This is a genomic window from Streptomyces sp. cg40 (assembly GCF_050320165.1).
GTDB classification, from domain to species: Bacteria; Actinomycetota; Actinomycetes; order Streptomycetales; family Streptomycetaceae; genus Streptomyces; species Streptomyces hokutonensis.
Genome location: NZ_CP190128.1, coordinates 2395345 through 2417923, shown reverse-complemented (window position 1 = coordinate 2417923; position 22579 = coordinate 2395345). Strand labels below are relative to the sequence as shown.

General features: G+C 69.9%; 18 protein-coding genes. 13 read left to right on the top strand and 5 right to left on the bottom strand.

The window, feature by feature from the left end:
- The first annotated feature begins 194 nt into the window (after positions 1-194).
- A complete protein-coding gene (locus ACQHII_RS10655; RefSeq protein ID WP_427919058.1) occupies positions 195-1607 on the top strand; it encodes a hypothetical protein in 1413 nt (470 codons plus the stop codon).
- Positions 1608-1698: 91 nt separating this feature from the next.
- Entirely contained in the window at positions 1699-2313 is a 615-nt protein-coding gene (locus ACQHII_RS10650; protein WP_427919057.1) for a DUF1707 SHOCT-like domain-containing protein, read from the top strand.
- 29 nt (positions 2314-2342) lie between these two features.
- Here ACQHII_RS10650 and ACQHII_RS10645 read toward each other — a convergent pair whose 3' ends face one another.
- Positions 2343-3917, bottom strand: coding sequence for a Na+/H+ antiporter (locus ACQHII_RS10645; RefSeq protein WP_427925284.1), 1575 nt, complete (start codon positions 3915-3917; stop codon positions 2343-2345).
- 237 nt (positions 3918-4154) lie between these two features.
- Here ACQHII_RS10645 and ACQHII_RS10640 point away from each other — a divergent pair, with 237 nt between their 5' ends.
- Together ACQHII_RS10640 and ACQHII_RS10635 are read left to right on the top strand one after the other, a co-directional pair.
- Positions 4155-6650: an ATP-binding protein gene (locus ACQHII_RS10640; RefSeq protein WP_427919056.1), complete on the top strand. Its 2496-nt coding sequence runs from the start codon at positions 4155-4157 to the stop codon at positions 6648-6650.
- A complete protein-coding gene (locus ACQHII_RS10635; protein ID WP_427919055.1) occupies positions 6650-7453 on the top strand; it encodes a DUF4118 domain-containing protein in 804 nt (267 codons plus the stop codon). Before ACQHII_RS10640 ends, ACQHII_RS10635 begins: the two co-directional genes overlap by 1 nt.
- A gap of 28 nt (positions 7454-7481) precedes the next feature.
- On the opposite strand, the gene ACQHII_RS10630 is transcribed toward ACQHII_RS10635, so the two are convergent.
- Positions 7482-8027, bottom strand: coding sequence for a hypothetical protein (locus tag ACQHII_RS10630; protein WP_427919054.1), 546 nt, complete (start codon positions 8025-8027; stop codon positions 7482-7484).
- Between the two features lie 281 nt (positions 8028-8308).
- On the opposite strand from ACQHII_RS10630, the gene ACQHII_RS10625 reads away from it, so the two are divergent.
- The 7 genes from ACQHII_RS10625 (at position 8309) to ACQHII_RS10595 (ending at position 18301) form a co-directional block, all read left to right on the top strand.
- Positions 8309-10150, top strand: a complete 1842-nt coding sequence (locus ACQHII_RS10625) for an APC family permease (protein WP_427919053.1) — start codon at positions 8309-8311, stop codon at positions 10148-10150.
- 257 nt (positions 10151-10407) lie between these two features.
- Complete coding sequence (gene kdpF / locus ACQHII_RS10620) at positions 10408-10497, top strand: K(+)-transporting ATPase subunit F (RefSeq protein WP_037659531.1); 90 nt, start codon at positions 10408-10410, stop codon at positions 10495-10497.
- 8 nt (positions 10498-10505) lie between these two features.
- A complete protein-coding gene (gene kdpA / locus ACQHII_RS10615; RefSeq protein WP_427919052.1) occupies positions 10506-12170 on the top strand; it encodes a potassium-transporting ATPase subunit KdpA in 1665 nt (554 codons plus the stop codon).
- 29 nt (positions 12171-12199) lie between these two features.
- The gene (kdpB, locus tag ACQHII_RS10610; protein WP_427925283.1) at positions 12200-14302 is read left to right on the top strand and encodes a potassium-transporting ATPase subunit KdpB; all 2103 of its coding nucleotides are present in this window, start codon (positions 12200-12202) and stop codon (positions 14300-14302) included.
- A gap of 5 nt (positions 14303-14307) precedes the next feature.
- Positions 14308-14976 carry a potassium-transporting ATPase subunit C gene (locus tag ACQHII_RS10605; RefSeq protein WP_427919051.1) on the top strand — a complete coding sequence of 223 codons (669 nt, stop codon included), beginning with the start codon at positions 14308-14310 and terminating at the stop codon, positions 14974-14976.
- A gap of 96 nt (positions 14977-15072) precedes the next feature.
- Positions 15073-15756, top strand: coding sequence for a response regulator (locus ACQHII_RS10600; protein WP_427919050.1), 684 nt, complete (start codon positions 15073-15075; stop codon positions 15754-15756).
- Position 15757: 1 nt separating this feature from the next.
- Complete coding sequence (locus ACQHII_RS10595; RefSeq protein ID WP_427919049.1) at positions 15758-18301, top strand: DUF4118 domain-containing protein; 2544 nt, start codon at positions 15758-15760, stop codon at positions 18299-18301.
- A gap of 5 nt (positions 18302-18306) precedes the next feature.
- Here the strand turns inward: ACQHII_RS10595 and ACQHII_RS10590 are convergent, their stop codons facing one another.
- A complete protein-coding gene (locus ACQHII_RS10590; RefSeq protein WP_427925282.1) occupies positions 18307-18873 on the bottom strand; it encodes a universal stress protein in 567 nt (188 codons plus the stop codon).
- A gap of 283 nt (positions 18874-19156) precedes the next feature.
- On the opposite strand from ACQHII_RS10590, the gene ACQHII_RS10585 reads away from it, so the two are divergent.
- Both ACQHII_RS10585 and lysA read left to right on the top strand, forming a co-directional pair.
- The gene (locus ACQHII_RS10585; protein ID WP_427919048.1) at positions 19157-19492 is read left to right on the top strand and encodes an SAV_915 family protein; all 336 of its coding nucleotides are present in this window, start codon (positions 19157-19159) and stop codon (positions 19490-19492) included.
- A gap of 13 nt (positions 19493-19505) precedes the next feature.
- Complete coding sequence (gene lysA, locus ACQHII_RS10580; RefSeq protein WP_427919047.1) at positions 19506-20876, top strand: diaminopimelate decarboxylase; 1371 nt, start codon at positions 19506-19508, stop codon at positions 20874-20876.
- A 191-nt stretch (positions 20877-21067) separates the two neighbouring features.
- Here the strand turns inward: lysA and ACQHII_RS10575 are convergent, their stop codons facing one another.
- The gene (locus ACQHII_RS10575; RefSeq protein WP_427919046.1) at positions 21068-21634 is read right to left on the bottom strand and encodes an SLATT domain-containing protein; all 567 of its coding nucleotides are present in this window, start codon (positions 21632-21634) and stop codon (positions 21068-21070) included.
- Positions 21624-22505 (bottom strand): SMODS domain-containing nucleotidyltransferase, encoded by an 882-nt coding sequence (locus tag ACQHII_RS10570; RefSeq protein WP_427919045.1) that lies wholly within the window; start codon positions 22503-22505, stop codon positions 21624-21626. Before ACQHII_RS10570 ends, ACQHII_RS10575 begins: the two co-directional genes overlap by 11 nt.
- Between the last annotated feature and the right edge of the window lie 74 nt (positions 22506-22579).

The following is a 22579-nucleotide window of genomic DNA, read 5'->3' as shown; positions in this document are numbered from 1 at the left end:
GGACGGGCGACCGTCCATGGCGTGACGTGGGAGGGACCGTGACCATCACGGCCGGTACATCGCACCTACATGGGCCGGAGGCCGGCGAACAGTCGCCGGAGCCGGTGGTCGCCCCGCCGGGAGGCAGCCCCGGACCGCGGCGGCGAGGGGCGTCGCGGACGGGCGGTCCGGGGCACCTCCCGAGGCAGCGGGCCGTGGCCGCGCGGGCCGCTCTGCGCCGCCGCTACTGGGCATCGGTGCCCGCGCGGCTGCGCCTTCTGCGTGCGGCCACGGTCCTGCTCGCCTGCGCGCTCGCCGTACTGATGCTGGTGGCCGGACTCATCGCCCTGGGCACCTGGAGCAGCGTGGCCGGCCACGACGCGCCCCGCACCACCAGCGCGGCCGACCTGGACCTGGCCCTGAACGACATGGACGCCCAGGCCGCCAACCTCCTGCTGTCCAACGGTGACGCGGGCAAGGGGCGCCTGCAGACGCCGTACACGAAAGCCGTCGGCTTCTACGGCGACGCCCGGCGCGAGATCGGGCACGATCTGCGGACCCTTGCCGTCGCCGCGCAGGGCAGTCGGACCGACGAGAAGACGGTGGAGTCGCTGACCGACGGCTTCGCCGAGTACCAGGAGCTGATCGGCCGGGCTCTGGAGAACGACGGCCACCACGGTGGCAAGGCGGGCGCCGTGGTCGACTACCGTCGCGCGACCGACCTGCTGCGCACCCAACTCCTGCCCGCCGCACGCGCGTTGGTGGCCTCGAACAACGCGGCCTTCGACACCGAGTACTCCTCGGCCCGCTCCGGCCTGGGCACCGAACGCGCCGTCGTTCTCGCCCTCGGCGCGCTGCTGCTGGCCGTGCTCTGCGGCCTCCAGTGGTACCTGTCCCGCCGCTTCGGGCGCACCCTGAACCCGGGAGCGCTGGCCGCCACCGTCAGCACGCTGCTCGCGGTGCTTCTCGGGACGCAGCTGCTGTCCGCCTCCGCGGAACAACTGCGCGTGGCCCGTCACGACGCCTTCGACTCGGTCGTCGCCCTCTCCCGCGCCCGCGCGATCGCCTACGACGCCAACGCCGACGAGAGCCGCTATCTGCTCGACCCGCAGCGCCGCGGGCAGTATGCCGACGCGTTCCTCGCCAAGTCCCAGCAGCTCTACGGCCTGAAGGGCGCCACGCTGACGACGTACGACTCGGAACTCGCCACCACCTGGCAGGCGTACGAGACCGACCACCACGACCTGCGCTTCACCGGCCAGTTCCGCCGCGAGCTGGACAACGTCACCTTCCCCGGCGAGCGGGCCGCGGCGGAGAAGACGGTGCAAACGTACGCCGTCTACCAGCGAGACGACCGGAAGATCCGTGCGCTGCTGGCCGCCGGGAAGGAACAGGAGGCGGTGGAGTTCTGCATGGGGTGGGAGCCGGGCACGTCCAACGCGCACTTCGGGGCGTGGATGACCGCGCTGGACAAGGTGGCGGGCATCAACCGCGCCCACTTCACGTCCTCGGTGGACGCGGGCCGCTCGACGGTCGGCGGCCTGCTCCCCTGGACAGCCGGGCTGCTGCTCGCGGCGGTCGTCCTCACCGCTCTCGGACTGCGGCCCCGGCTGGCCGAGTTCCGCTGACCGTGCCGACCGGTGAGACCGCCAAGTCGGCGGCCGGGCCCGGTTGTTCGTGCTCGCCCGGGGCGCGGGCCGGGTCGTAAGGTACATGGCCATGAGCATCGAGGAACCGAGCGGCCGGGCCGAACGCGATCCGCTTCTGCTGCGCGTCTCGCACGCGGACCGCGACCGGATGGTGGAGATCCTCCGGGACGCGGCGGCGGACGGCCGGCTGGACATCGATGAGCTGGAGGAGCGGGTCGAGCGTGCGCTCACCGCGCGCACGTTCGCGGATCTGGCTCCGCTCACCGAGGACCTGCCGGTCGCGGCCCCCGCTCCGCCGGCCGTCCCCGTGCCCGCGTCGACGGACGGGGAGGTGGAGCGATGGCAGGTGCACGGCGAGAAGCTTCTCCGGGAGGGCGCGTGGACGGTGCCGCGCGTCGTCGAAATCAATGTGCACGGCGGCTCGGCGCGGCTGGACTACACCTTGGCGCGGCTGCCGGAGGGCGGGCAGAGCACGCTCCGCGTATCGACGCACGGCGGAAGTGTGCGGCTGACGGTGCCACCCGGAATCGCGGTGGACCTGAGCGGGATCTCGACGTACGGCGGACGGGTCCGCGACAACGCCTCGCGGCACGCGGTGCCGGGGGTAGCTGTGACGCATGTGATCACGGTGACGGGATCGACGCATGGCGGGAGCGTGCGGGTGGAGGCGTCGGACGCGAAATAGCGGGCGAAGTCGGTGCCCCACGCGTCCGCCTACGCATCCGTCAGCCGAGCCTCCTCCAGGTCGAGGGAGCGCTGCAGCCGGCGGCGGGTGGTGTCGCTGATGGAGTGGGCGTCGTAGAGGCGCTGGAGTTCCACTGTCTCGACGGCGATCAGGTCGAGGCGCAGCTGACGGTAGACGAGGTCGGCGGATTCGGTGGCGGCCGAGGTGCCGTTCTGCTCGGTGAGGCGGTCGCGGGCGTCGTCGAGACGGGCGTTGAGGCCACGGCGCAGCCGGTCGAGGGCGACGTCCGGTACGACCTCCAACTCCGCGAGTTCCTCCAGACGGGCCAGGCCGGCGTGGGCGAGACGGGAGCGGGCCTCGGTCTCCTCGCGGGCGGTGTGGTCGGGTTCCAGGGCGATGCCGGAGCGGCGGACGACCGGGGCGAGGGTGAAGCCCTGGACGACGAGGGTGACGACCACGACCGAGGTGGTCAGGACCAGGACCAGCGGCCGGTCGGCCAGTGGTGTGCCGTCCTTCATGACCTCCGGGATGGACAGCGCGGCGGCCAGCGGCATCACCCCGCGGGTGCCCGCCCACGTCAGCACCATCGGCACCCGCCAGTTCACCCGGCCCAGACCGCCCTTGCGCTGGACGACCGCCGACAGGGGCGCGATCCAGAGCAGGCGTACGGCGACGACCGTGGCGGCGACGGCGAGGGCGTACAGCGGCCACGCCCGGTCGCCGTGGGCCAGGGCCTGGACCTGGTCGGGCAGCGCCAGCCCGATGAGGCTGAAGACCACGCTCTCCAGAAGGAACACGACGGTGCCGTAGACGGCGTGCAGTTGGAGGCGGATGCGGGCGTTGGTGAGCCGGTCGCCCCGGCCGCCGAGGACCACACCGGCCACCACGCAGGACGTCACTCCGGAGGTGTGCGCGACCTCCGCCAGCAGGTAGGCGGCGTACGGGGTGACCAGGGCGATCACCGTCTCCAGCACCGGGTCCTCGGTACGGCGCCGGATCAGGGCGATCACTCCGGCGACCGCGGCTCCGATGACCGTGCCGCCGCCTGCGAGCAGCAGGAACTCGCCCCCGGCCGCGCCCCAGTTCGCGGCGGCGGACGCCACGGCGATGCCCGCCGCCACCCGTACCAGCACCAGCGAGGTCGCGTCGTTGAACAGGCTCTCCGCCTGTACGAGCACCTGCACCCGGGGCGGTAGGGCGAGGCGACGGCCGAGGGCGGTGACGGCGACCGGGTCGGTGCTGGCCAGGATCGCGCCCAGCACGAACGCCATCTGCCAGGACAGGGGAGTGACCAGCGCGGCGACCGCCGCCACGGCTGCCGCGGACGCCAGGACCAGCCCTATCGCGAGGATCCCGACCGGTTTCCACACCGCGCGCAGCTCCCGCCAGGGCATGTCCTCCGCGCTCGAATACAGCAGAGGCGGCAGCACCACCAGACCGATGATCTCGGGGCTGATCTCGATATGCGGGGTACCGGGCAGCAGCGCCACCGCCAGACCGGCGACGACCAGCAGGGAAGGGGCGGGAATGCGCCACCTGCGCGCGAACGTGGCGACCATCGTGGCGAGTACCACGAGAGCGAGAACCGTACCGACGCCGCGCATGCCGTCCCCCTGGGGCTCACGGAGAACCGCCATGGCTCCCCGGCCGACCAGACTTCCCGGCACACCTGATCACACCCTATCGGTGCCAGGGCACGTCAAGACAGTGTCAAGTTCTCCGGAACCGGCGACAAGGAACCGCTAACAGTCGCGCGGACCGCCCCGCGAAGCGGCTTCCTTGGGAGGAGGAGCCCTTGCGTGCAGGGGAGTTGACCAAGTGAGCGGAGCGCGTCGGCGGCGATGAGTGACGTACGGCCCGGACTACTGAAGGTGTACCTCGGGGCGGCCCCGGGGGTCGGCAAGACCTACCGCATGCTCGACGAGGGGCGGCGCCGCGCCGCGCGCGGTGCCGACGTGGTGGTGGGCTTCGCGGAGTGCCACGGGCGCCCGCTCACCGAGGCCATGCTCGACGGCTTGGAGGCCGTCCCCCGGACGTCCTGCGCCTACCGCGGCGGACGGTTCGAGGAGATGGACCTGGCCGCGGTCCTCGCCCGCCGCCCCCAGGTCGTGATCGTCGACGAGTTCGCGCACAGCAACGTCCCCGGCGACGGCCGCAACCCCAAACGCTGGCAGGACATCGAGACCCTGCTCGACGCCGGTATCGACGTCGTCACCGCGCTGAACATCCAGCATCTGGAGTCCCTCAACGACGTGGTCGAGAAGATCACGGGGGTGCCGCAGCACGAGCGGGTCCCGGACGAGGTCGTACGGCGCGCCTGGCAGATCGAACTGGTCGACATACCGCCCGAGGGCCTGCGCCGGCGGATGGCGCACGGCAACATCTACGCACCGGAGAAGATCGACGCGGCCCTCGCCAACTACTTCCGGCCCGGAAACCTCACCGCGCTACGGCAGTTGGCGCTGCTTTGGGTGGCCGACCGGGTCGACGAGGCGTTGCAGGAGTACCGCTCGCAGCACGGTATCGGCGGGGTGTGGGAGACGCGGGAGCGGGTGGTCGTCGCACTCACCGGCGGCCCCGAGGGCGACACGCTCATCCGGCGGGCCGCCCGCATCGCCGACCGTTCCGCGGGCGGTGATCTGCTCGCCGTGCACGTGGCCCGCAGCGACGGACTGGCCGCCGGGGTCTCGCACGCCTCGCTGGCCCGGCAGCGCAGGCTTGTCGAGGACTTGGGCGGCAGCTACCACTCGGTGGTCGGCGATGACGTCGCCACGACCCTGGTGGAGTTCGCCCGCGCCGAGAACGCCACGCAGCTCGTGCTGGGCACGAGCCGCCGCGGCCGGCTGGCACGGTTCCTGACCGGGCCCGGCACGGGGGAGACGGTCACCGAACTCTCCGGTGACATCGACGTGCACCGGGTCACGCACGAGCGGGCCGGACGCGGCACCCTGCTCCCGTCCCGGCGGCGCACGCTGTCGACGGCCCGGCTGATCGCCGGCCCTGTGGCCGGCCTGGTGCTGCCGGTGCTCCTCACGATCGCCCTCGCCCAACTGCGCGGCACTCTCAACCTCACCAGTGAGGCACTGCTGTTCCTGCTCGCCGTGGTGGGCGTGGCCTGCATAGGCGGGGTCACCTCCGCGGTGATCGCCTCGGTGACGGCCTCGCTGCTGCTCAACTACTGGTTCATCCCGCCCATCGGCGCCTTCACCCTGGACGACCCGAACGCCCTGCTGGCCCTGGCGGTCTTCACGGTAGTGGCAGCCACCGTGGCCGCGGTCGTGGACCGGTCCCTGCGCCTGTCGCGCCGTTCCGCCCGCGCGACGGCAGAGGCGGAGACCATGTCGTCCCTGGCCGGCAGCATCGTGCGGGGCGAGGCGACGATCCCGGCCCTGCTGGAGCGGACGCGCGAGACCTTCGGCATGGAGTCGGCGGACCTGGTGGAGGAGCCGCCCGACGCGGCCGGCGTCACGGCCGTCCCGGCAGGCCCCGGCGCCTTCCTCACCCTGCGCGGACGCACGATGTCGTCGTCCGAGCGCCGGGTGCTGGCCGCGTTCGCCGCACACGTCGGCTCGGCGGTGGAGCGGGCCCGGCTCGCCGAAGCAGCCGCCGAGGTCGAGCCGGTGAAGGCCGCCGACCGGCTGCGTACGGCACTGCTGCGGGCCGTCGGCCACGACCTGCGCACCCCGCTCGCCGCGGGCTGGGCCGCCGTCACCTCGCTGCGCAGCCGGGACGTCGAGTTCTCCCCGGAGGACCGGGACGAACTCCTCGCCACCGCCGACGAGTCCATGGCCAAGCTCAACCGCCTGGTGGAGAACCTCCTCGACCTGAGCCGCCTGGAGGCGGGCGCCCTCACCCTGAACCTGCGGGCGACGAGCTTGGAGGAGGTGCTGCCCATGGCACTCGCGGACGTGCCTGGAGTGGACGTGGTGGGCGCGGAGGCGATTCCGCCGGTCCTCGTCGATCCGCCGCTGCTGGAGCGGGTGCTCGCCAACCTGGCGGGCAACGCCGACCGTCACACACCGCCCGGGAAGAAGGTGCTGGTCACCGCCAGCGCTCTGGCAGGGTGGGTGGAACTGCGGGTCGTTGACCGGGGACCCGGTCTCCCCGCCGATGGCCGGGAACGGCTCTTCGAGCCCTTCCAGCGGCTTGGCGACACCGACAACACCACCGGCCTCGGTCTCGGACTGGCCCTCGCGCGAGGTCTGACCGAGGCCATGAACGGCACCCTCACCCCCGAGGACACCCCCGGCGGCGGACTCACGATGGTCGTGTCGCTGCCGCTCGCCGCGCAGAGCGTGGATGCCGAACCGACGGAGCACACCGTGGGAGGTGCGTGATGAGCACGATGACAAGCACGTGGAAACTGCACCGGAGCAGGCCCCGGACCACGCCCCACACCTGGCCGTCGCGGGACCGGCTCGCCCTCGCGGCGGGCCTCGCCGGCCCCTTCCTGGCGGCCTTCGCACTCGTCCCGTTCCGCACCGACCTGTCGCACACGAACGCCGCCCTCGTCCTCGTCGTGATGGTCGTCGCGGTGGCCGCGCTGGGCAGCCGTACGGCCGGTGTGCTCGCGGCGCTGTCGGCGGCGGCCTGGTTCGACTTCTTTTTGACGCGGCCGTACGAGACCTTCGACATCACGGCGTCCGCCGACGTGGAGACGGCGGTGCTCCTGCTGGTCGTCGGCCTGATCGTGTCCCAACTGGCGGCCCGCGCCCGCCATTTGGAGGTCATCACGGTCATGGACGCGGCCCACCTCTCCCGTATCCACCGGACAGCCGAGCTGGCGCAGTCGTCGGGTTCCGCGGACACCGTGGTCGACCACGTCCGACGGGAACTCACCGACCTCCTCGGGCTGCGCGCGTGCCGCTTCGAGTACGGCACCCTCCTGGGCCAGCCGCCCCGGCTGCGCAACGACGGCGGCGTGACGGTGGGCAGGCGCCCGTGGGACCTGGACACCGCCGGCTGGCCCGAGGGCGACATCGAGCTGCGCGCCTACGGCAACGGCCACTACCTCGGCCGCTTCATGCTCACTCCCGGCCCGGGACCGGTACCCCCGCTCCAGGCCCGGCTCGTGGCGGTGACACTGGCCGATCAGGCCGGATCGGCGCTGGACACGTCCGGACCGGTCAGGAGGGGCTGACGCTCACTCCGGTCCGGAGGCTTGACTCTCACTCCAGGCCGGAGGCTTTGAACACGGCACGGGCGGTCTCGCGGTCCACGCGGCGGGAGATCTGCCGCAGGACGGTCGTGCCGCACAGCAGGATCCCGTCGGCGGCGGCTTTCCGCGCGCCCTCGTCCAGGCGGCACCACAGCTGGGGATTGCGCACCAGGACCTCGGGGTCGATCTCGACGCGGCCACCGAACGCGTCCCGCAGCAGGACCCGTTGGGAGATGCCGTCCAGGCAGCGGACCGACACCAGCAGATCCGTCCGCACCCGCCGCTCCCGCACCAGGCGGCGCGAGGCCAGCCAGTTCCCGCCCGCGGACACCCGGTCGGGACACAGCACGACGAACAGCAGCCCGGCGAGAGCGAACCACACCGTGGCACGCCACAGGGTGAGTCGACCGGAGCTCCAGTCGACCAGGAGAAGGAGGGCGAGCAGTACGCCGGCGCAACGGACGGTGCTCCACAGGTCCCGCGTCCACTCGGGGTCGTTCGTCGCCTCACCGGATCCGTCGGGCGGCTCTCCGCGCATGTCGTCACGGCGTCCCATGGCGCCGACGGTAGTGAACCGGAAAGCCCGATCGGCCCGCCTTGATACGGCTCTGACGGAGATCCAGCGAATCCTTGCTTCCCGGTCATGGAACGCGTCGCCCGGTGGACTGCATGACAGTCGCCCACGTCACACGCCCGTCAAGATCGCATCAAAGTCGGCCCGTTGGGCGCGAAGATGCCGCAAGGAAGCGTCGCGGGAGGCCGGAAACGGACAGAACCTGATTGCTGCCGCGCACCTCAGCCACCGTGCGCGGCCGAGGCAAGAAGGAGCCCGCACCCATGTCCGTCCTCACCACCGAGCCGAACGCCGTCCCCGCCGGCGACGAGCCACCTGATACCGGCGAACGTCACCGGCTCACCGCCGTCACCGGCCTGGCCGCCCTGTCGCTCGACGCGATGGCGTCGGTGGCCTACGGCCCCGAGGCGATCGTCCTCGTGCTGGCCGCCGCCGGTGCGCACGGGCTCGGCTTCACCCTCCCGGTCACGCTCGCCATCGCCGGTCTGCTGGCGGTGCTGGTGGCGTCGTACCGGCAGGTCATCGCGGCCTTCCCGGACGGCGGTGGCTCCTACGCGGTCGCGAAGACCCACCTGGGCGCGCGCACAAGCCTGGTCGCGGCGGCCTCCCTGGTCCTGGACTACGTCCTCAACGTCGCCGTCGCCGTCACGGCCGGAGTCGCGGCCCTGACCTCCGCCTTCCCGGGCCTCTACGACGACCGGCTGTGGCTGTGCCTGGCGGTGCTCGCCCTGGTCACGGGCGTCAACCTGCGCGGGATCGTGGAGTCCGCAAAGGCGTTCATCGTGCCGACGGTCGTCTTCGTCGGCTCGATCTTCGTCCTCATCGCCGTCGGTCTGTTCCGCTCCCACCCCGTGAGCACGGCGACCGCCGCCGGTCACGCCTCGGTGGTCGCCCACAACGCCACCACTGTGGGGGCACTGCTCCTGCTGAAAGCTTTCGCCTCCGGCTGTGCCGCGCTGACGGGCGTCGAGGCCATCGCCAACGCCGTCCCTTCCTTCCGTGCCCCGCGCGCGAAGCGGGCCCAGCGCGCGGAGGTCGCCCTCGGCGCCGTCCTCGGCCTGATGCTCATCGGCCTGTCGGTACTGATCGGCCGCTTCCACCTCCAGCCGGTCGAGGGCGTCACCGTCCTGGCTCAGCTCGCGGACGCCTCGTTCGGCCACAACTGGGCTTTCTACGTCATCCAGTTCGCGACGATGATCCTGCTCGCGCTGTCCGCGAACACGTCTTTCGGCGGCCTCCCAGTGCTGCTGAAGCTGCTGGCCCGCGACAACTACGCGCCGCACGTCTTCGCCCTGAAGGCCGACCGCCAGGTCCACCGGCACGGCGTGCTCGCCCTGGCCCTCGTCTCGGCCGCGCTGCTGATCTTCTCCGGCGGCGACACCAACACCCTGGTCCCGATGTTCGCGATCGGTGTCTTCGTCGGCTTCACCGTCGCCCAGGTGGGCATGGTCCGGCACTGGCGTCTGGAACGGGGAAGAGGCTGGCAAGGCAAGGCACTGCTGAACGGGTTCGGCGCGCTGCTCACCGGCGTGGCGACCGTCGTCGTCACGGTGGAGAAGTTCACGGAGGGCGCCTGGCTGGTCGTGATCGCCCTGCCGCTGCTCGTGCTCGCCTTCCAGACCGTGCACCGGGCCTACGGCCAGATCGGCGAGCGGCTCGGCCTCGGCCGCATACCGGAGACCCCGCACCGCGAGCGCTCGCTGGTGATCGTGCCGGTCTCCTCGCTGACCCGGCTCACCTCCGAAGCCCTCACGGCCGCCTCCTCCCTCGGCGACGAGGTCCGCGCGGTGACCGTCTGCTACCCGGACCCGGAGGACCGCGCCGCCCTGCACGCCCTGGAGCGCTCCTGGGCCGCCTGGGACCCGGGCATCCCCCTCGTCCGGCTCACCTGCCAACGCCGCACGCTGGGCCGCCCCATCGCCGCCTACGTCCGTGAGGTGACCGCTGCCGAGCCGGGCACACGCGTCACCGTGCTCATCCCGGAGGCGGAGCCGGAGCGGCTGTGGCAGCGGCTGCTGCAGAACCAGCGCGGCGCGGTCGTCGCGCACGCCGTACGGCGGGAGACGGACGCGGTGATCTGCCGACTCCGCTTCCGGCTGCTGTAGCCGGGGCAACGACCGTTACGCCCGCCCTACCCGCTGGTATGGATCAAGGGTCGTAAGAGTTCCGTCAAAGCCGTGGGCATCGCCGTAAGAGAGCCGTAAACGGGTGACCCGATCCGGCCAAAGAGGCGCTTTCCTCTACTCGTCCCTGTTCATCGAACCTCACCCCAGGAGTTCGCGATGGCCGATCTGGCCTTCGTTGTTGCCACGATCGCGGGTTTCGCGTTGGTGGCCCTCGTCGCCAAGGGGGTGACGAAGCTGTGACCGCCGAGAACATTGTCGGCCTGATCGTGGCCGTCGCCCTGCTGGGTTACCTCGTCCTCGCCCTGATCTTCCCGGAGAGGTTCTGAGTCACGACATGGGTCCCGTACTCGCGGGCGTGCTTCAGCTGCTCGCCCTCATAGGCGCACTGGCTCTCGCCTACATTCCGCTCGGCACCTACATGGCCCGGGTCTACTCCTCCGACAAGCACTGGCGTGCGGAGAAGTGGATCTACAAGGGCATCGGTGCCAACCCCGACACCGAGATGACCTGGCCCGCCTACCTGCGCGGTGTCCTCGCCTTCTCGGCGGTCGGTGTCCTCTTCCTCTACCTGCTCCAGCGCCTCCAGGGCATCCTGCCGGGCTCGTTGGGCTTCTCTTCCGTCAATCCGGCGCAGTCGTTCAACACGGCCGTGTCGTTCGTGACGAACACCAACTGGCAGTCGTACTACGGCGAGCAGACCATGGGTCACGTCGTGCAGACCGCCGGTCTGGCCGTGCAGAACTTCGTCTCCGCGGCCGTCGGTATCGCCGTCGCGGTCGCCCTGGTGCGGGGTTTCGCGCGTTCGCGCACGGGTGAGCTGGGCAACTTCTGGTCCGACCTGATCCGTGGCGTCACCCGCATCCTGCTGCCGCTCTCGGTCGTCGCCGCGATCGTGCTCGTGGCCTGCGGTGCCATCCAGAACTTCTCCGGCATTCACGAGGTCGGGCAGTTCATGGGCGGGCACCAGCAGTGGAACGGCGGTGCGGTCGCCTCGCAGGAGGCCATCAAGGAGGTCGGCACCAACGGCGGCGGTTACTTCAACGCCAACAGTGCCCACCCGTTCGAGAACCCGACGCCGTTCACGAACCTCTTCGAGATCTTCCTGCTGCTGGTGATCCCGTTCTCGCTGACCCGGACCTTCGGTGTGATGGTCGGTTCGGTCAAGCAGGGTTACGCGATCCTGGCGACCATGGCCACCATCTGGCTGAGCTTCGTGGCCCTGATGATGTGGACCGAGTTCGCCCATCACGGTCCGGCGCTGCAGGCGGCGGGCGGTGCGATGGAGGGCAAGGAGACCCGGATCGGTGTCGGTGCTTCGTCGATCTTCGCGGTGTCGACGACACTGACGTCGACGGGTGCGGTGGACTCGTTCCACTCCTCGTTCACGGGTCTGGGCGGCGGAATCACCATCCTGGGCATGCAGTTGGGTGAGATCGCGCCCGGTGGTACGGGCTCCGGTCTCTACGGGATGCTGATCATGGCGGTCATCGCGGTGTTCATCGCCGGGCTGATGGTCGGCCGTACGCCCGAGTACCTGGGCAAGAAGATCGGCACCCGCGAGATGAAGCTCGCGGCCTGCTACATCCTGATCACCCCGGCCCTGGTGCTGATCTTCGCCGCCGCCTCCATGGCGCTGCCGACCCCGCCGCACTCGATGCTCAACTCCGGCGCGCACGGCTTCTCCGAGGTGCTGTACGCCTTCACCTCGGCCGCGAACAACAACGGATCGGCTTTCGCCGGCCTGAACGCGAACACCGACTGGTACAACACGATGCTCGGGCTTGCGATGCTGCTGGGCCGCTTCCTGCCGATGGTGTTCGTGCTGGCGCTGGCCGGTTCGCTCGCCGAGCAGAAGCCGGTTCCCGAGACTGCGGGCACGCTGCGCACGGAGAAGCCGCTGTTCACGGGTCTGCTGGTGGGCGCGATCCTGATCATCACCGGTCTGACCTACTTCCCGGCGCTGGCGCTGGGTCCGCTGGCCGAGGGGCTGGCGTCATGAGTACCCGTATAGAGAAGTCAGAGGACTCGATGTCCACAGCCACTCCGACCCGGGCGCCGCACAGTGATGTGCCCACCGGGCACAAGTCCCCCGAGGGGCGTGTCGGCGCGGGTCTGTTCGACCCGAAGCAGCTGGTCAAGTCCCTGCCCGACGCGTGCCGCAAGCTCGATCCGCGGGTGATGGTCAAGTCACCCGTCATGTTTGTGGTGTGGATCGGCTCGGTGCTCACCACGATCTTCTCCTTCAAGGACCCGAGTGACTGGTTCGGCTGGGCGATCAGCGCCTGGCTGTGGCTGACCGTGATCTTCGCCAACCTGGCGGAGGCCGTCGCCGAGGGCCGCGGCAAGGCGCAGGCCGACACCCTGCGCAAGGCCAAGACCGACACCGTGGCGCGCCGGTTGCTGACGGACGGCTCCGAGGAGGAGGTTCCGGGTACCGAGTTGAAGATCGGTGACCTGGTCGTCTGTGAGGCCGGCGACATCATCCCCGGCGACGGTGACGTCGTCGAGGGTGTCGCCTCGGTCGACGAGTCGGCGATCACGGGCGAGTCGGCTCCGGTCATCCGTGAGTCGGGCGGCGACCGTTCGGCCGTCACCGGCGGTACGAAGGTCCTCTCCGACCGCATCGTCATCAAGATCACGACGAAGCCCGGCGAGACCTTCATCGACCGGATGATCGCCCTGGTCGAGGGCGCCGCCCGTCAGAAGACGCCGAACGAGATCGCGCTGAACATTCTGCTCGCCTCGTTGACGATCGTCTTCCTGCTGGCCTGTGCCACGCTGCCGCCGTTCGCGGACTACGCGGGCACGCACCTCACGATGATCGTGCTGGTGGCGCTCCTGGTCTGTCTGATCCCGACGACGATCGGCGCGCTGCTCTCCGCGATCGGCATCGCGGGCATGGACCGGCTGGTGCAGCGGAACGTACTGGCCATGTCCGGCAGGGCAGTTGAGGCCGCGGGCGACGTCTCGACCCTCCTCCTCGACAAGACCGGCACCATCACCCTGGGCAACCGGCAGGCGTCCGAGTTCGTGCCGGTGACCGGTACCACCGAAGCCGAGCTGGCCGATGCCGCTCAGCTCTCCTCGCTCGCCGACGAGACGCCCGAGGGCCGTTCCATCGTCGTCCTGGCGAAGGAGAAGTACGGGCTGCGCGAGCGGCACCAGGGCGAGTTGGCCGGTGCCGAGTGGATCGCGTTCACCGCCCAGACGCGTATGTCGGGTGTGGATGTCGACGGGCGCAAGACCCGTAAGGGCGCGGCCGGTTCGGTCATCGCCTGGGTGCGGGAGCAGGGCGGCGAGGTGTCGCCGGACGCGGACACGCTGGCCAACCGGATCTCCGAGGCGGGCGGTACGCCGTTGCTCGTCGCCGTCGAGGACACGGAGGGTGCCCGGATCCTGGGTGTCATCCACCTCAAGGACGTCGTCAAGGAGGGCATGCGCGAGCGGTTCGACGAGCTGCGCCGCATGGGCATCAAGACGATCATGATCACGGGTGACAACCCGCTGACGGCCAAGGCGATCGCCGAGGAGGCGGGCGTCGACGACTTCCTCGCGGAGGCCACTCCCGAGGACAAGATGGCCCTCATCAAGCGGGAACAGGCCGGCGGCAAGCTGGTCGCGATGACCGGTGACGGCACGAACGACGCCCCGGCGCTCGCGCAGGCGGATGTCGGCGTTGCGATGAACACCGGCACGTCGGCTGCGAAGGAGGCCGGCAACATGGTCGACCTCGACTCGAACCCGACCAAGCTCATCGAGATCGTCGAGATCGGCAAGCAACTCCTCATCACCCGGGGCGCGTTGACGACGTTCTCGATCGCCAACGACGTCGCGAAGTACTTCGCGATCATCCCGGCCATGTTCGCCGTGGTCTACCCGGGGCTGGACAAGCTCAACATCATGAACCTGTCCTCGCCCGACTCCGCGATCCTCTCCGCGGTCATCTTCAACGCGCTGGTCATCATCGCGCTCGTGCCGCTCTCCCTGCGGGGCGTCCAGTACAAGCCGGTGAGTGCGGACAAGATGCTGCGCCGCAATCTGACGATCTACGGCATCGGCGGACTGGTGCTGCCCTTCATCGGCATCAAGCTCATCGACCTGCTCATCTCCCTCATCCCCGGAATCGGCTGATCAGCATGAACAACTCGGTTACGAACACGGCCCGGTTGCTCTGGGCGGGCCTGCGTGCCCTGCTCGTGCTGACCCTGGTGACGGGCGTCATCTATCCGCTGGTGGTTACCGGCATCGCGCAGGGGATCTTCCCCGGCAAGGCGAACGGCTCGGAGATCAAGGCGGACGGCAAGGTCGTCGGCTCCTCGCTCATCGGGCAGTCGTACAACCTGCCGCTGAAGAAGGGCCAGACGACTCCGGACCCGGACCTCAAGTGGTTCCAGGGCCGTCCGCAGAACGGTCTCGGCACCAACAGCGTCAACACGCAGTACTCGCTGATCCTGTCCGGCGCCACCAACCTCGCGGCCGACAGCAAGGTGCTTGTCCAGCAGGTGAAGGACGCCAAGGCGGCCGTCATCAAGGACAACTCGGTGCCCGGCTACACGGTCAAGGCGTCCGAGGTGCCCGCCGACGCGGTCACGTCCTCCGGTTCCGGACTGGACCCGGACATCTCCCCGGCGTACGCGGACATCCAGGTGCACCGCATCGCCGAGAAGAACGGACTCTCCGTCAGCCAGGTGCAGAAGCTGGTGAACGACCACACCGACGGCCGCACCCTCGGCTTCATCGGTGAGCCCACGGTGAACGTGCTGGAACTCAACATCGCGCTCAAGGACCTCGTAGCGAAGAAGTGATGGCCTTACGCGACCCGTATGGGAGTCGGCGGCCGGGTAAGCGTCCCGGATCCGCCGGCTCCCACCGCCATGAAGACACAGGAGAGGCACACACCCATGACCCGGGTGCTCGTGGTGGAGGACGACCCGCAGCTCGTACGGGCCCTCGTCATCAACCTTCAGGCACGCCAGTACGGAGTCGACGCCGCCCCCGACGGCACCACGGCCCTCCGGCTTGCCGCCGCACGTCAGCCCGACGTGGTCCTGCTCGACCTCGGACTGCCCGACATGGACGGCGTCGACATCATCAAGGGCCTGCGGGGGTGGACCCGTGTGCCGATCCTGGTCCTGTCGGCCCGGCAGGGCTCCGACGAGAAGGTCGCCGCGCTCGACGCGGGCGCGGACGACTACATCACGAAGCCGTTCAGCATGGACGAACTCCTGGCCCGGCTACGGGCCGCCGTCCGCCGGGTCGAGGACGCACCGCTCGTCCCGACCACCACCCTGGTCACCACCGACGACTTCACCATCGACCTGCTCGCCAAGCGCGCCACCCGAGGTGACCACGACATCCGGCTCACACCCACCGAGTGGCATCTGCTGGAGATCCTGATCACCAACCCGGGCCGCCTGATCACGCAGAAGTACCTGCTGCAGGAGGTGTGGGGGGTGACCCAGAGCAACAAGACCAACTACCTGCGCGTCTACATGGCCCAGTTGCGGCGCAAACTGGAGACCGACCCCGCGCACCCCCGCTATCTGATCACCGAGCCCGGCATGGGCTACCGCTTCGAAGGATGACATGGCACGCGGCAAGCTCCGGATCTACCTCGGCGCGGCACCCGGCGTCGGCAAGACCTACGCCATGCTCTCCGAGGCACATCGCCGAATCGAGCGCGGTACCGACTGCGTCGTGGCCTTCGTGGAACACCACCACCGGCCGCGCACCGAGGTGATGCTGCACGGCCTGGAGCAGATCCCGCGCAAGGAACTGGCGTACCGGGACAGCGTCTTCAGCGAGATGGACGTGGACGCCGTCCTGGCCCGCGGACCCCAGGTGGCCCTGGTCGACGAACTGGCCCACACCAACATCCCCGGCTCCCGCAACACCAAGCGCTGGCAGGACGTGGAGGAACTGCTGGCCGCCGGGATCGACGTGATCTCGACGGTCAACATCCAGCACCTGGAGTCGCTGGGCGACATCGTCGAGTCGATCACCGGAGTACGGCAGCGCGAGACCGTGCCCGACGAGGTCGTCCGCAGAGCCGATCAGATCGAACTGGTCGACATGTCACCGCAGGCGCTGCGCCGCCGTATGGCGCACGGGAACATCTATAAGTCGGACAAGGTCGACGCGGCCCTGTCGAACTACTTCCGCCCCGGAAACCTCACTGCCCTGCGGGAGTTGGCGCTGCTGTGGGTGGCCGACCGGGTCGACGCCTATCTCACCGAGTACCGCAGCGAGCACCAGGTCTCGGCGATCTGGGGTTCGCGCGAGCGGATCGTGGTCGGCCTGACCGGCGGTCCCGAGGGCCGGACCCTGATCCGGCGAGCCGCGCGGCTCGCGGAGAAGGGCGCCGGCGGCGAGGTGATGGCGGTCTACATCTCCCGCAGCGACGGGCTCACCTCCGCCTCCCCGAAGGAACTGGCCGTCCAGCGCACGCTGGTCGAGGACCTCGGCGGCACCTTCCACCAGGTCGTCGGGGACGACATCCCCGTGGCCTTGCTGGACTTCGCGCGCGGGGTCAACGCCACCCAGATCGTCCTCGGCGTCTCCCGCCGCAGGAGCTGGCAGAACATCTTCGGGCCGGGCGTCGGTTCGACGGTCGCCCGGGACTCCGGCCCCGATCTCGACGTCCACCTGATCACCCACGACGAGGCGGGCAAGGGACGCGGACTGCCGACGGCGCGCGGAGCACGCCTGGGACGCTCCCGGGTCATCTGGGGCTGGGCCGTCGGCGTGCTGGGGCCCGTCCTCCTGACCTGGCTGTTGACCAGTGTCGCGCCCGAAGTGGGCCTGGCCAACGACATGTTGTTGTTCCTGACCCTGACGGTGGCGGCGGCCCTGCTCGGCGGACTCTTCCCGGCACTGGCCTCGGCGGTGGTCGGATCCCTCCTGCTGAACTGGTACTTCACCCCGCCCGTCCACACCTTCACGATCGCTGATCCCAAGAACATCGTCGCCATCGCGATCTTCGTCGGGGTGGCCGTGTCCGTGGCTTCGGTGGTGGACCTCGCGGCCCGCCGTACGCACCAGGCGGCCAGGCTGCGGGCCGAGTCGGAGATCCTGTCCTACCTCGCGGGGAACGTCCTGCGCGGCGAGACCTCGCTGGAGGCGCTGCTGGAACGGGTCCGCGAGACCTTCGGCATGGAGTCGGCGGCCCTGCTGGAGCGGAACGATGAGACGGCTCCCTGGACCTGCGCCGGCAGTGTGGGGCCCCGGCCCGCCGAACAGCCGGAGGACGCCGACGTCGACGTACCGGTCGGCGACCACATGGCCCTGTCCCTGCGCGGCCGGGTGCTGCCGGCCGCCGACCGCCGGGTGCTGGCCGCGTTCGCCGCCCAGGCCGCGGTCGTCCTGGACCGCCAGCGCCTGCAGAGCGAGGCCGACCGCGCCAAGGAACTGGCCGAGGGCAACCGCATCCGTACGGCACTGCTCGCCGCCGTGAGCCACGACCTGCGCACCCCGCTCGCCGGCATCAAGGCCGCCGTGACCTCGCTGCGCTCCGAGGACGTCGAGTGGTCGGAGGAGGACCGGGCGGAACTGCTCCAGGCCATAGAGGCAGGCGCCGACCGGCTCGATCTCCTGGTCGGCAACCTGCTCGACATGTCCCGCCTCCAGACCGGCACCGTCACCCCCATCATCCGCGAGACCGACCTCGACGAGGTCGTGCCCATGGCGCTCGGCGGGGTGCCCGAGGACAGCGTGGAACTGGACATCCCCGAGACCCTGCCGATGGTCGACGTCGACCGGGGGCTGCTGGAACGGGCCGTCGCCAACGTCGTCGAGAACGCAGTCAAGTACAGCCCGCCTGGCGAGAAGGTCCTGGTGTCGGCGAGCGCCATCGCCGATCGGGTGGAGGTACGGGTCGTAGACCGCGGACCCGGTGTCCCGGACGAGGCCAAGGACCGCATCTTCGAACCCTTCCAGCGCTACGGCGACTCACCCCGCGGCGCGGGCGTCGGCCTCGGCCTCGCGGTCGCGCGCGGCTTCATAGAGGCCGTCGGCGGCACGATCCACGCCGAGGACACGCCGGGTGGCGGCCTCACGATGGTGCTCGTCGTACCGACGGCCCCCGAGCGGCTGCCGCAGCAGTCGGATCTGCCGGCCGCGACCACGCCCTGAGGCGCTCAGTCACCGGGCGGCACGGAGTCGAACTCCCGCTCAAGGCGCCCGGTGTCCAGCCGAAGCCGCAGGACGTTCCGGCGGTGCGCGGCCTCCAGCGCGGCCTGAAGCGGGGACGGCGGTACCGCGAGAACGGGGCAGTCGGCGTGGGCGAGGCAGTAGCGGCCGACCGACGACCGCAGGGCGCGGCGCAGCCGCCCTCGCCGTCCGGCGCCGATCACGATGACGTCGTCCTCCCGGTCGGCGATCCGCACCAGCGCCGGCCCCGGGGCGCCGCGGATGACGAGTGGCTGCCCGGGCAGCCCGGAGCCCGCGCTGCCGAACACGTCACACAGGGCATCCAGCAGCCTCTCCCGTGCCAGCCGCTCCCACTCCGGGACCAGGTAGGCCGCTGCCGGGGACCTGCGGGCCGACAGTTCTCCGCCGGGCGGTTCCCAGGCGTGCACGGGCCACAGTTCGGCCCCGCGGCGCCGGGCCTCGTCGGCGGCCCGGACCAGCGCGGTGAGACTGCCCGGCGAACCGCTCACTCCCACCACGAGGCGAGCGGTCGAGGGCAGCTGGGACTCGGACATCTCGAACATCGGATCCTCCTCGGAACGTCCCCATCCCACTCCTGTTCCGAGGCTTCCGACCACCCCTCGCGCCACTTCTTGGCGGCCCTCTGACGACCTTCGACACGCCCTCTCACCAGCGCGTCAGCGCTCCGTCAAAGTCGTCCGGCAGGACGTCAGCGTCCCGTCAGGGCACGTCCGGGTGCCCGGGACACGGGCATAACGTCGAAGACAAGCCCCGGACCGCCTCCCCGCGTCCGGGGCGTTCCAGAGCACTCGCTCGCTGCCCTCCCGGAGGCACCTCATGGCACAACGTCTCCACGACGACGACCCCGACCCCGCCGATCGATTCCCGGCCGGACTCCTCTACGTACCGGTCCGGCCGGGCAACTCCGGGTGTGCGGCCCGGCTCTTCCGCACCCCGCTCGGCGACCGTACGGCCGTCGGCTTCACCTCCGTACGGCGACTGACCGCCACGCTCGGCCCCGACCAGGCGTGGATCCGCCTCGCTGAGCCGGCCCTGCGCGCACTGACCGCCCCGCTCGGCGTCACCACCGTCACGGTGGACCCGCAGTTCTGGGCACCGGCTCCCGCACCGGTCGAGCCCGCCACTCCCGTTCCCGCGATGCGGATCGCCTGAGAGGGCAGCCACGATGACCACAGTCCAAGAACCCGCTGTCACCGCCACCGCCACCGCCACGGCCACCGGCACTTCTGCTTCCGCCTCCGCCGAACTGTCGGTGTGGCCCGCCTCGACCACCGAGCCCCGGCCCGGCGACCTCGCCGTGGGCGGCGCATCGCTCGCGGAGATCGCCGACCGTTTCGGCACTCCCGTCTACGTCCTCGACGAGGCCGAGGTCCGCGACCGCTGCCGCACCTACCGCCACGCCTTCCCGGACGCCGAAGTCCTGTACGCGGCCAAGGCGTTCCTGTGCCGGGCCGTGGTCCACTGGATCGAAGAAGAGGGGCTTGGCCTCGACGTCTGCTCGACCGGCGAACTGGAACTCGCCGTCACCACCGGCTTCCCGCCGGAGCGGATCACGCTGCACGGCAACGCCAAGTCGCCCCGTGACCTGGACACCGCCCTGCGTCTGGGCGTCGGCCGCATCGTCATCGACAGCCCGTCGGAGATCGCCCGGCTGGCCGCGGCGGTAGGACCCGACGGACACCAGAAGGTGATGGTCCGGGTCGTGCCCGGCATCAGCGCCGGCGGCCACGAGAAGATCCGCACCGGCACGGACGACCAGAAGTTCGGCCTATCGATCGCCGACGGCTATGCCCAGCACGCCATCGCCCGCATCCTCGACCAGCCACAGCTCGAACTCACGGGCCTGCACTGCCACTTGGGCTCGCAGATCACCAGCGTCAAGCCGTACCTGGCGGCTGTGCGGCGGGTCGTGGGCCTGATGGCCCGGCTGCACGAGCAGCACGGCCTGGTCCTGCCTGAACTCGACCTCGGCGGCGGCCACGGCATCGCCTACCGCCCCGGTGAGGAAGCCCTGGACCTGACGTCACTGGCCCGCAAGATCCGCACCGAACTCACCGGCGCCTGCGCCGCGGCCGGACTCCCCGTCCCCCGCCTGATTATCGAACCGGGACGCGCGATCGTGGGCCCCGCGGGCATCGCCGTGTACCGCGTCCTGTCCGTGAAGCGCTCGGGCGAGACGGTGTTCGTCGCCGTGGACGGCGGCATGAGCGACAACCCGCGCCCGGCCCTCTACGGCGTCCGCTACGCCCCACGCCTGATCGGCAGGCACAGCACCGCGGCCCCGGCCCGGACGACCGTGGTCGGTCGCCACTGCGAGGCGGGCGACATCGTCGCCGCCGACACCCAACTCCCCGCCGACATCCGCCCCGGCGACCTGCTCGCCGTACCCGTGGCCGGCGCCTACCACCTGTCCATGGCCTCCGGCTACAACCTTGTCGGCCGCCCACCGGTGACCGCCGTACGCGACGGCCTCGCCCGTCTCCTGGTCCGCCGCGAGTCGCTGGAGGACATCCGTAGCCGGGATGTGGGTCTGTAGCGCGTTCACGTCCTGCGCCCCCTGGCGGTCCGGTCTGGAGAGGCCAAGCGTTGAAGGGGCGCGACGGGCATACATGGGTACGCATGGCGCAAAGCGTGTGCGAAGTCTCAGCGCGCAGTGTTTCAGGGGACTTTGAGTATCTGTCGCTGCCAGGGCCACTTCGCGGCGACCCTGAATGAGCGCGAATGTTTCTACCGGGCTGCTCGCAATGCGGCAGGCAGCATCCGGTCCAATTCCTCGTCGCTGAACGTCATGTCCTCGTTGATCTGCAGGGCTCGCTGTGCTGCTCGATATGCCTTGCTGGAAGTGTCCGGGGCCAGGCGGTAGATGTGGTTCAGTTCTTCGATCAACTCGTTCCGGCGCCTGCGGATGTCGACGTTCGCCGCGCCGGTCTCCACGTCCGCCAAGAGGTGAACGTACTTCTCCCTTATGAGCCACAACTCCTTGGCTGTGGCGCGGTGCTGTTCTGCGGCCTTCTCCGGAGAGAAGCTGAGCTGGAAGACTATGAAGGCCAACGCCAGAGCCGAAACGATGCTGCTGATGTACAGGAGAACTCGCTGGTCCGAGACCAAGGCCGTCAATAGCGTTCCGGATGTGAGGGTCACGAGGGTGATGTTCACCCACTTCGCCATATCCGCTTTCGTTGACTCGATCTCCCGCGCCTTCTCGTGTGTCTTGTGCGAGTAGACGACCCGGCCGTAACTCTCCCGTATTGTCTGGACGTTGACCTCGTTCCGTGCCCCAGCGTTAGCCGACATAACACCTCCCGAAGATCTTCTGCCACTCCGCGACGGCGTCGGACTCCTTGCCCAACCGCTCGTACTCGCAAGCCTGGGTCGCCATGCGGTAGGCGCTCTCCGCTTTGCTCTTCCACTCTGTTCCGTGCATTTTGCGCTCGGTCGTCCCGGGGATGGATGAGGAGCCGCCGGACTGGCGGATGAGGAAGCGGAAGAAATCCCGCACCATCGCTGGATAGTCATGGAATGTTTCTGCGCGGGGGAACCAGGACCAGAAGAGGAACCGTACGGCGCACAGCTCCAACACAAGGGAGCTGACGGGTACTGAGCACTCCTGCTGCCAGGTCTTGGCAATCTTGACCAGGTGCCGGGTACCGCCCTTGTTGTAGGCATCGGACCGGTTAATGTGCCGGATCTCCGCGTCATGATTGACTTTTCGCCAGCGGCCCCCGTTGTGTGTGTCGGGGATCCGGAAGCCGGGAAGGAGGAGCTGCCACGCCGGAAGAATCTCGGCTCGGTGTCCGGAGAACTCGGCGACGACCACCTGACCGTCGCCTCGGATCCTCTCGGTGGTCGTGAACCTCTTCTGCAACACCTCTTTGACCTCCTGGAGGAGTGCGGACTGGCCGTTCGACCTGTAGGTGCGGAAGCGGTTGTACTCGGAATCGGGCATCACGAACAGCATGTCGATGTCACGTGGAGGTCGTGCCGCGGTGCCTTTGCCGTAGGCCCCGATCACCTTCATGGTCGTGGCGTCGGCGATGGGTTGCCCGTAGTAGTGCCTGCTCAACGCTTCCGTGACCGTGCGCGCCGTGCGCAGGGCAGCCTCCTCTTGCGCCGAGGTCACCGCGATGTGTTGCACGAAGCGTTCGAACCTGCTGGCAGTGCTCATCGTCCTCCGATCGGACAGGCGCAGAGGAGCGTACAACCGAGAGCCACATGCTCGTGTTCAGTTCCACTCGCCGA

What these genes read in the sequence shown, in the direction of transcription:
- kdpB (WP_427925283.1), top strand. Translation starts at nt 12,200, where the DNA reads ATGTCCACAGCCACTCCGACCCGGGCGCCGCACAGTGATGTGCCCACC.
- ACQHII_RS10575 (WP_427919046.1), bottom strand. Translation starts at nt 21,634, where the DNA reads ATGTCGGCTAACGCTGGGGCACGGAACGAGGTCAACGTCCAGACAATA.
- ACQHII_RS10650 (WP_427919057.1), top strand. Translation starts at nt 1,699, where the DNA reads ATGAGCATCGAGGAACCGAGCGGCCGGGCCGAACGCGATCCGCTTCTG.
- ACQHII_RS10645 (WP_427925284.1), bottom strand. Translation starts at nt 3,917, where the DNA reads ATGCGCGGCGTCGGTACGGTTCTCGCTCTCGTGGTACTCGCCACGATG.
- kdpA (WP_427919052.1), top strand. Translation starts at nt 10,506, where the DNA reads ATGGGTCCCGTACTCGCGGGCGTGCTTCAGCTGCTCGCCCTCATAGGC.
- ACQHII_RS10585 (WP_427919048.1), top strand. Translation starts at nt 19,157, where the DNA reads ATGGCACAACGTCTCCACGACGACGACCCCGACCCCGCCGATCGATTC.
- ACQHII_RS10625 (WP_427919053.1), top strand. Translation starts at nt 8,309, where the DNA reads ATGTCCGTCCTCACCACCGAGCCGAACGCCGTCCCCGCCGGCGACGAG.
- ACQHII_RS10605 (WP_427919051.1), top strand. Translation starts at nt 14,308, where the DNA reads ATGAACAACTCGGTTACGAACACGGCCCGGTTGCTCTGGGCGGGCCTG.
- ACQHII_RS10640 (WP_427919056.1), top strand. Translation starts at nt 4,155, where the DNA reads ATGAGTGACGTACGGCCCGGACTACTGAAGGTGTACCTCGGGGCGGCC.
- ACQHII_RS10635 (WP_427919055.1), top strand. Translation starts at nt 6,650, where the DNA reads ATGAGCACGATGACAAGCACGTGGAAACTGCACCGGAGCAGGCCCCGG.
- ACQHII_RS10570 (WP_427919045.1), bottom strand. Translation starts at nt 22,505, where the DNA reads ATGAGCACTGCCAGCAGGTTCGAACGCTTCGTGCAACACATCGCGGTG.
- ACQHII_RS10595 (WP_427919049.1), top strand. Translation starts at nt 15,758, where the DNA reads ATGGCACGCGGCAAGCTCCGGATCTACCTCGGCGCGGCACCCGGCGTC.
- lysA (WP_427919047.1), top strand. Translation starts at nt 19,506, where the DNA reads ATGACCACAGTCCAAGAACCCGCTGTCACCGCCACCGCCACCGCCACG.
- ACQHII_RS10630 (WP_427919054.1), bottom strand. Translation starts at nt 8,027, where the DNA reads ATGGGACGCCGTGACGACATGCGCGGAGAGCCGCCCGACGGATCCGGT.
- ACQHII_RS10590 (WP_427925282.1), bottom strand. Translation starts at nt 18,873, where the DNA reads ATGTCCGAGTCCCAGCTGCCCTCGACCGCTCGCCTCGTGGTGGGAGTG.
- ACQHII_RS10600 (WP_427919050.1), top strand. Translation starts at nt 15,073, where the DNA reads ATGACCCGGGTGCTCGTGGTGGAGGACGACCCGCAGCTCGTACGGGCC.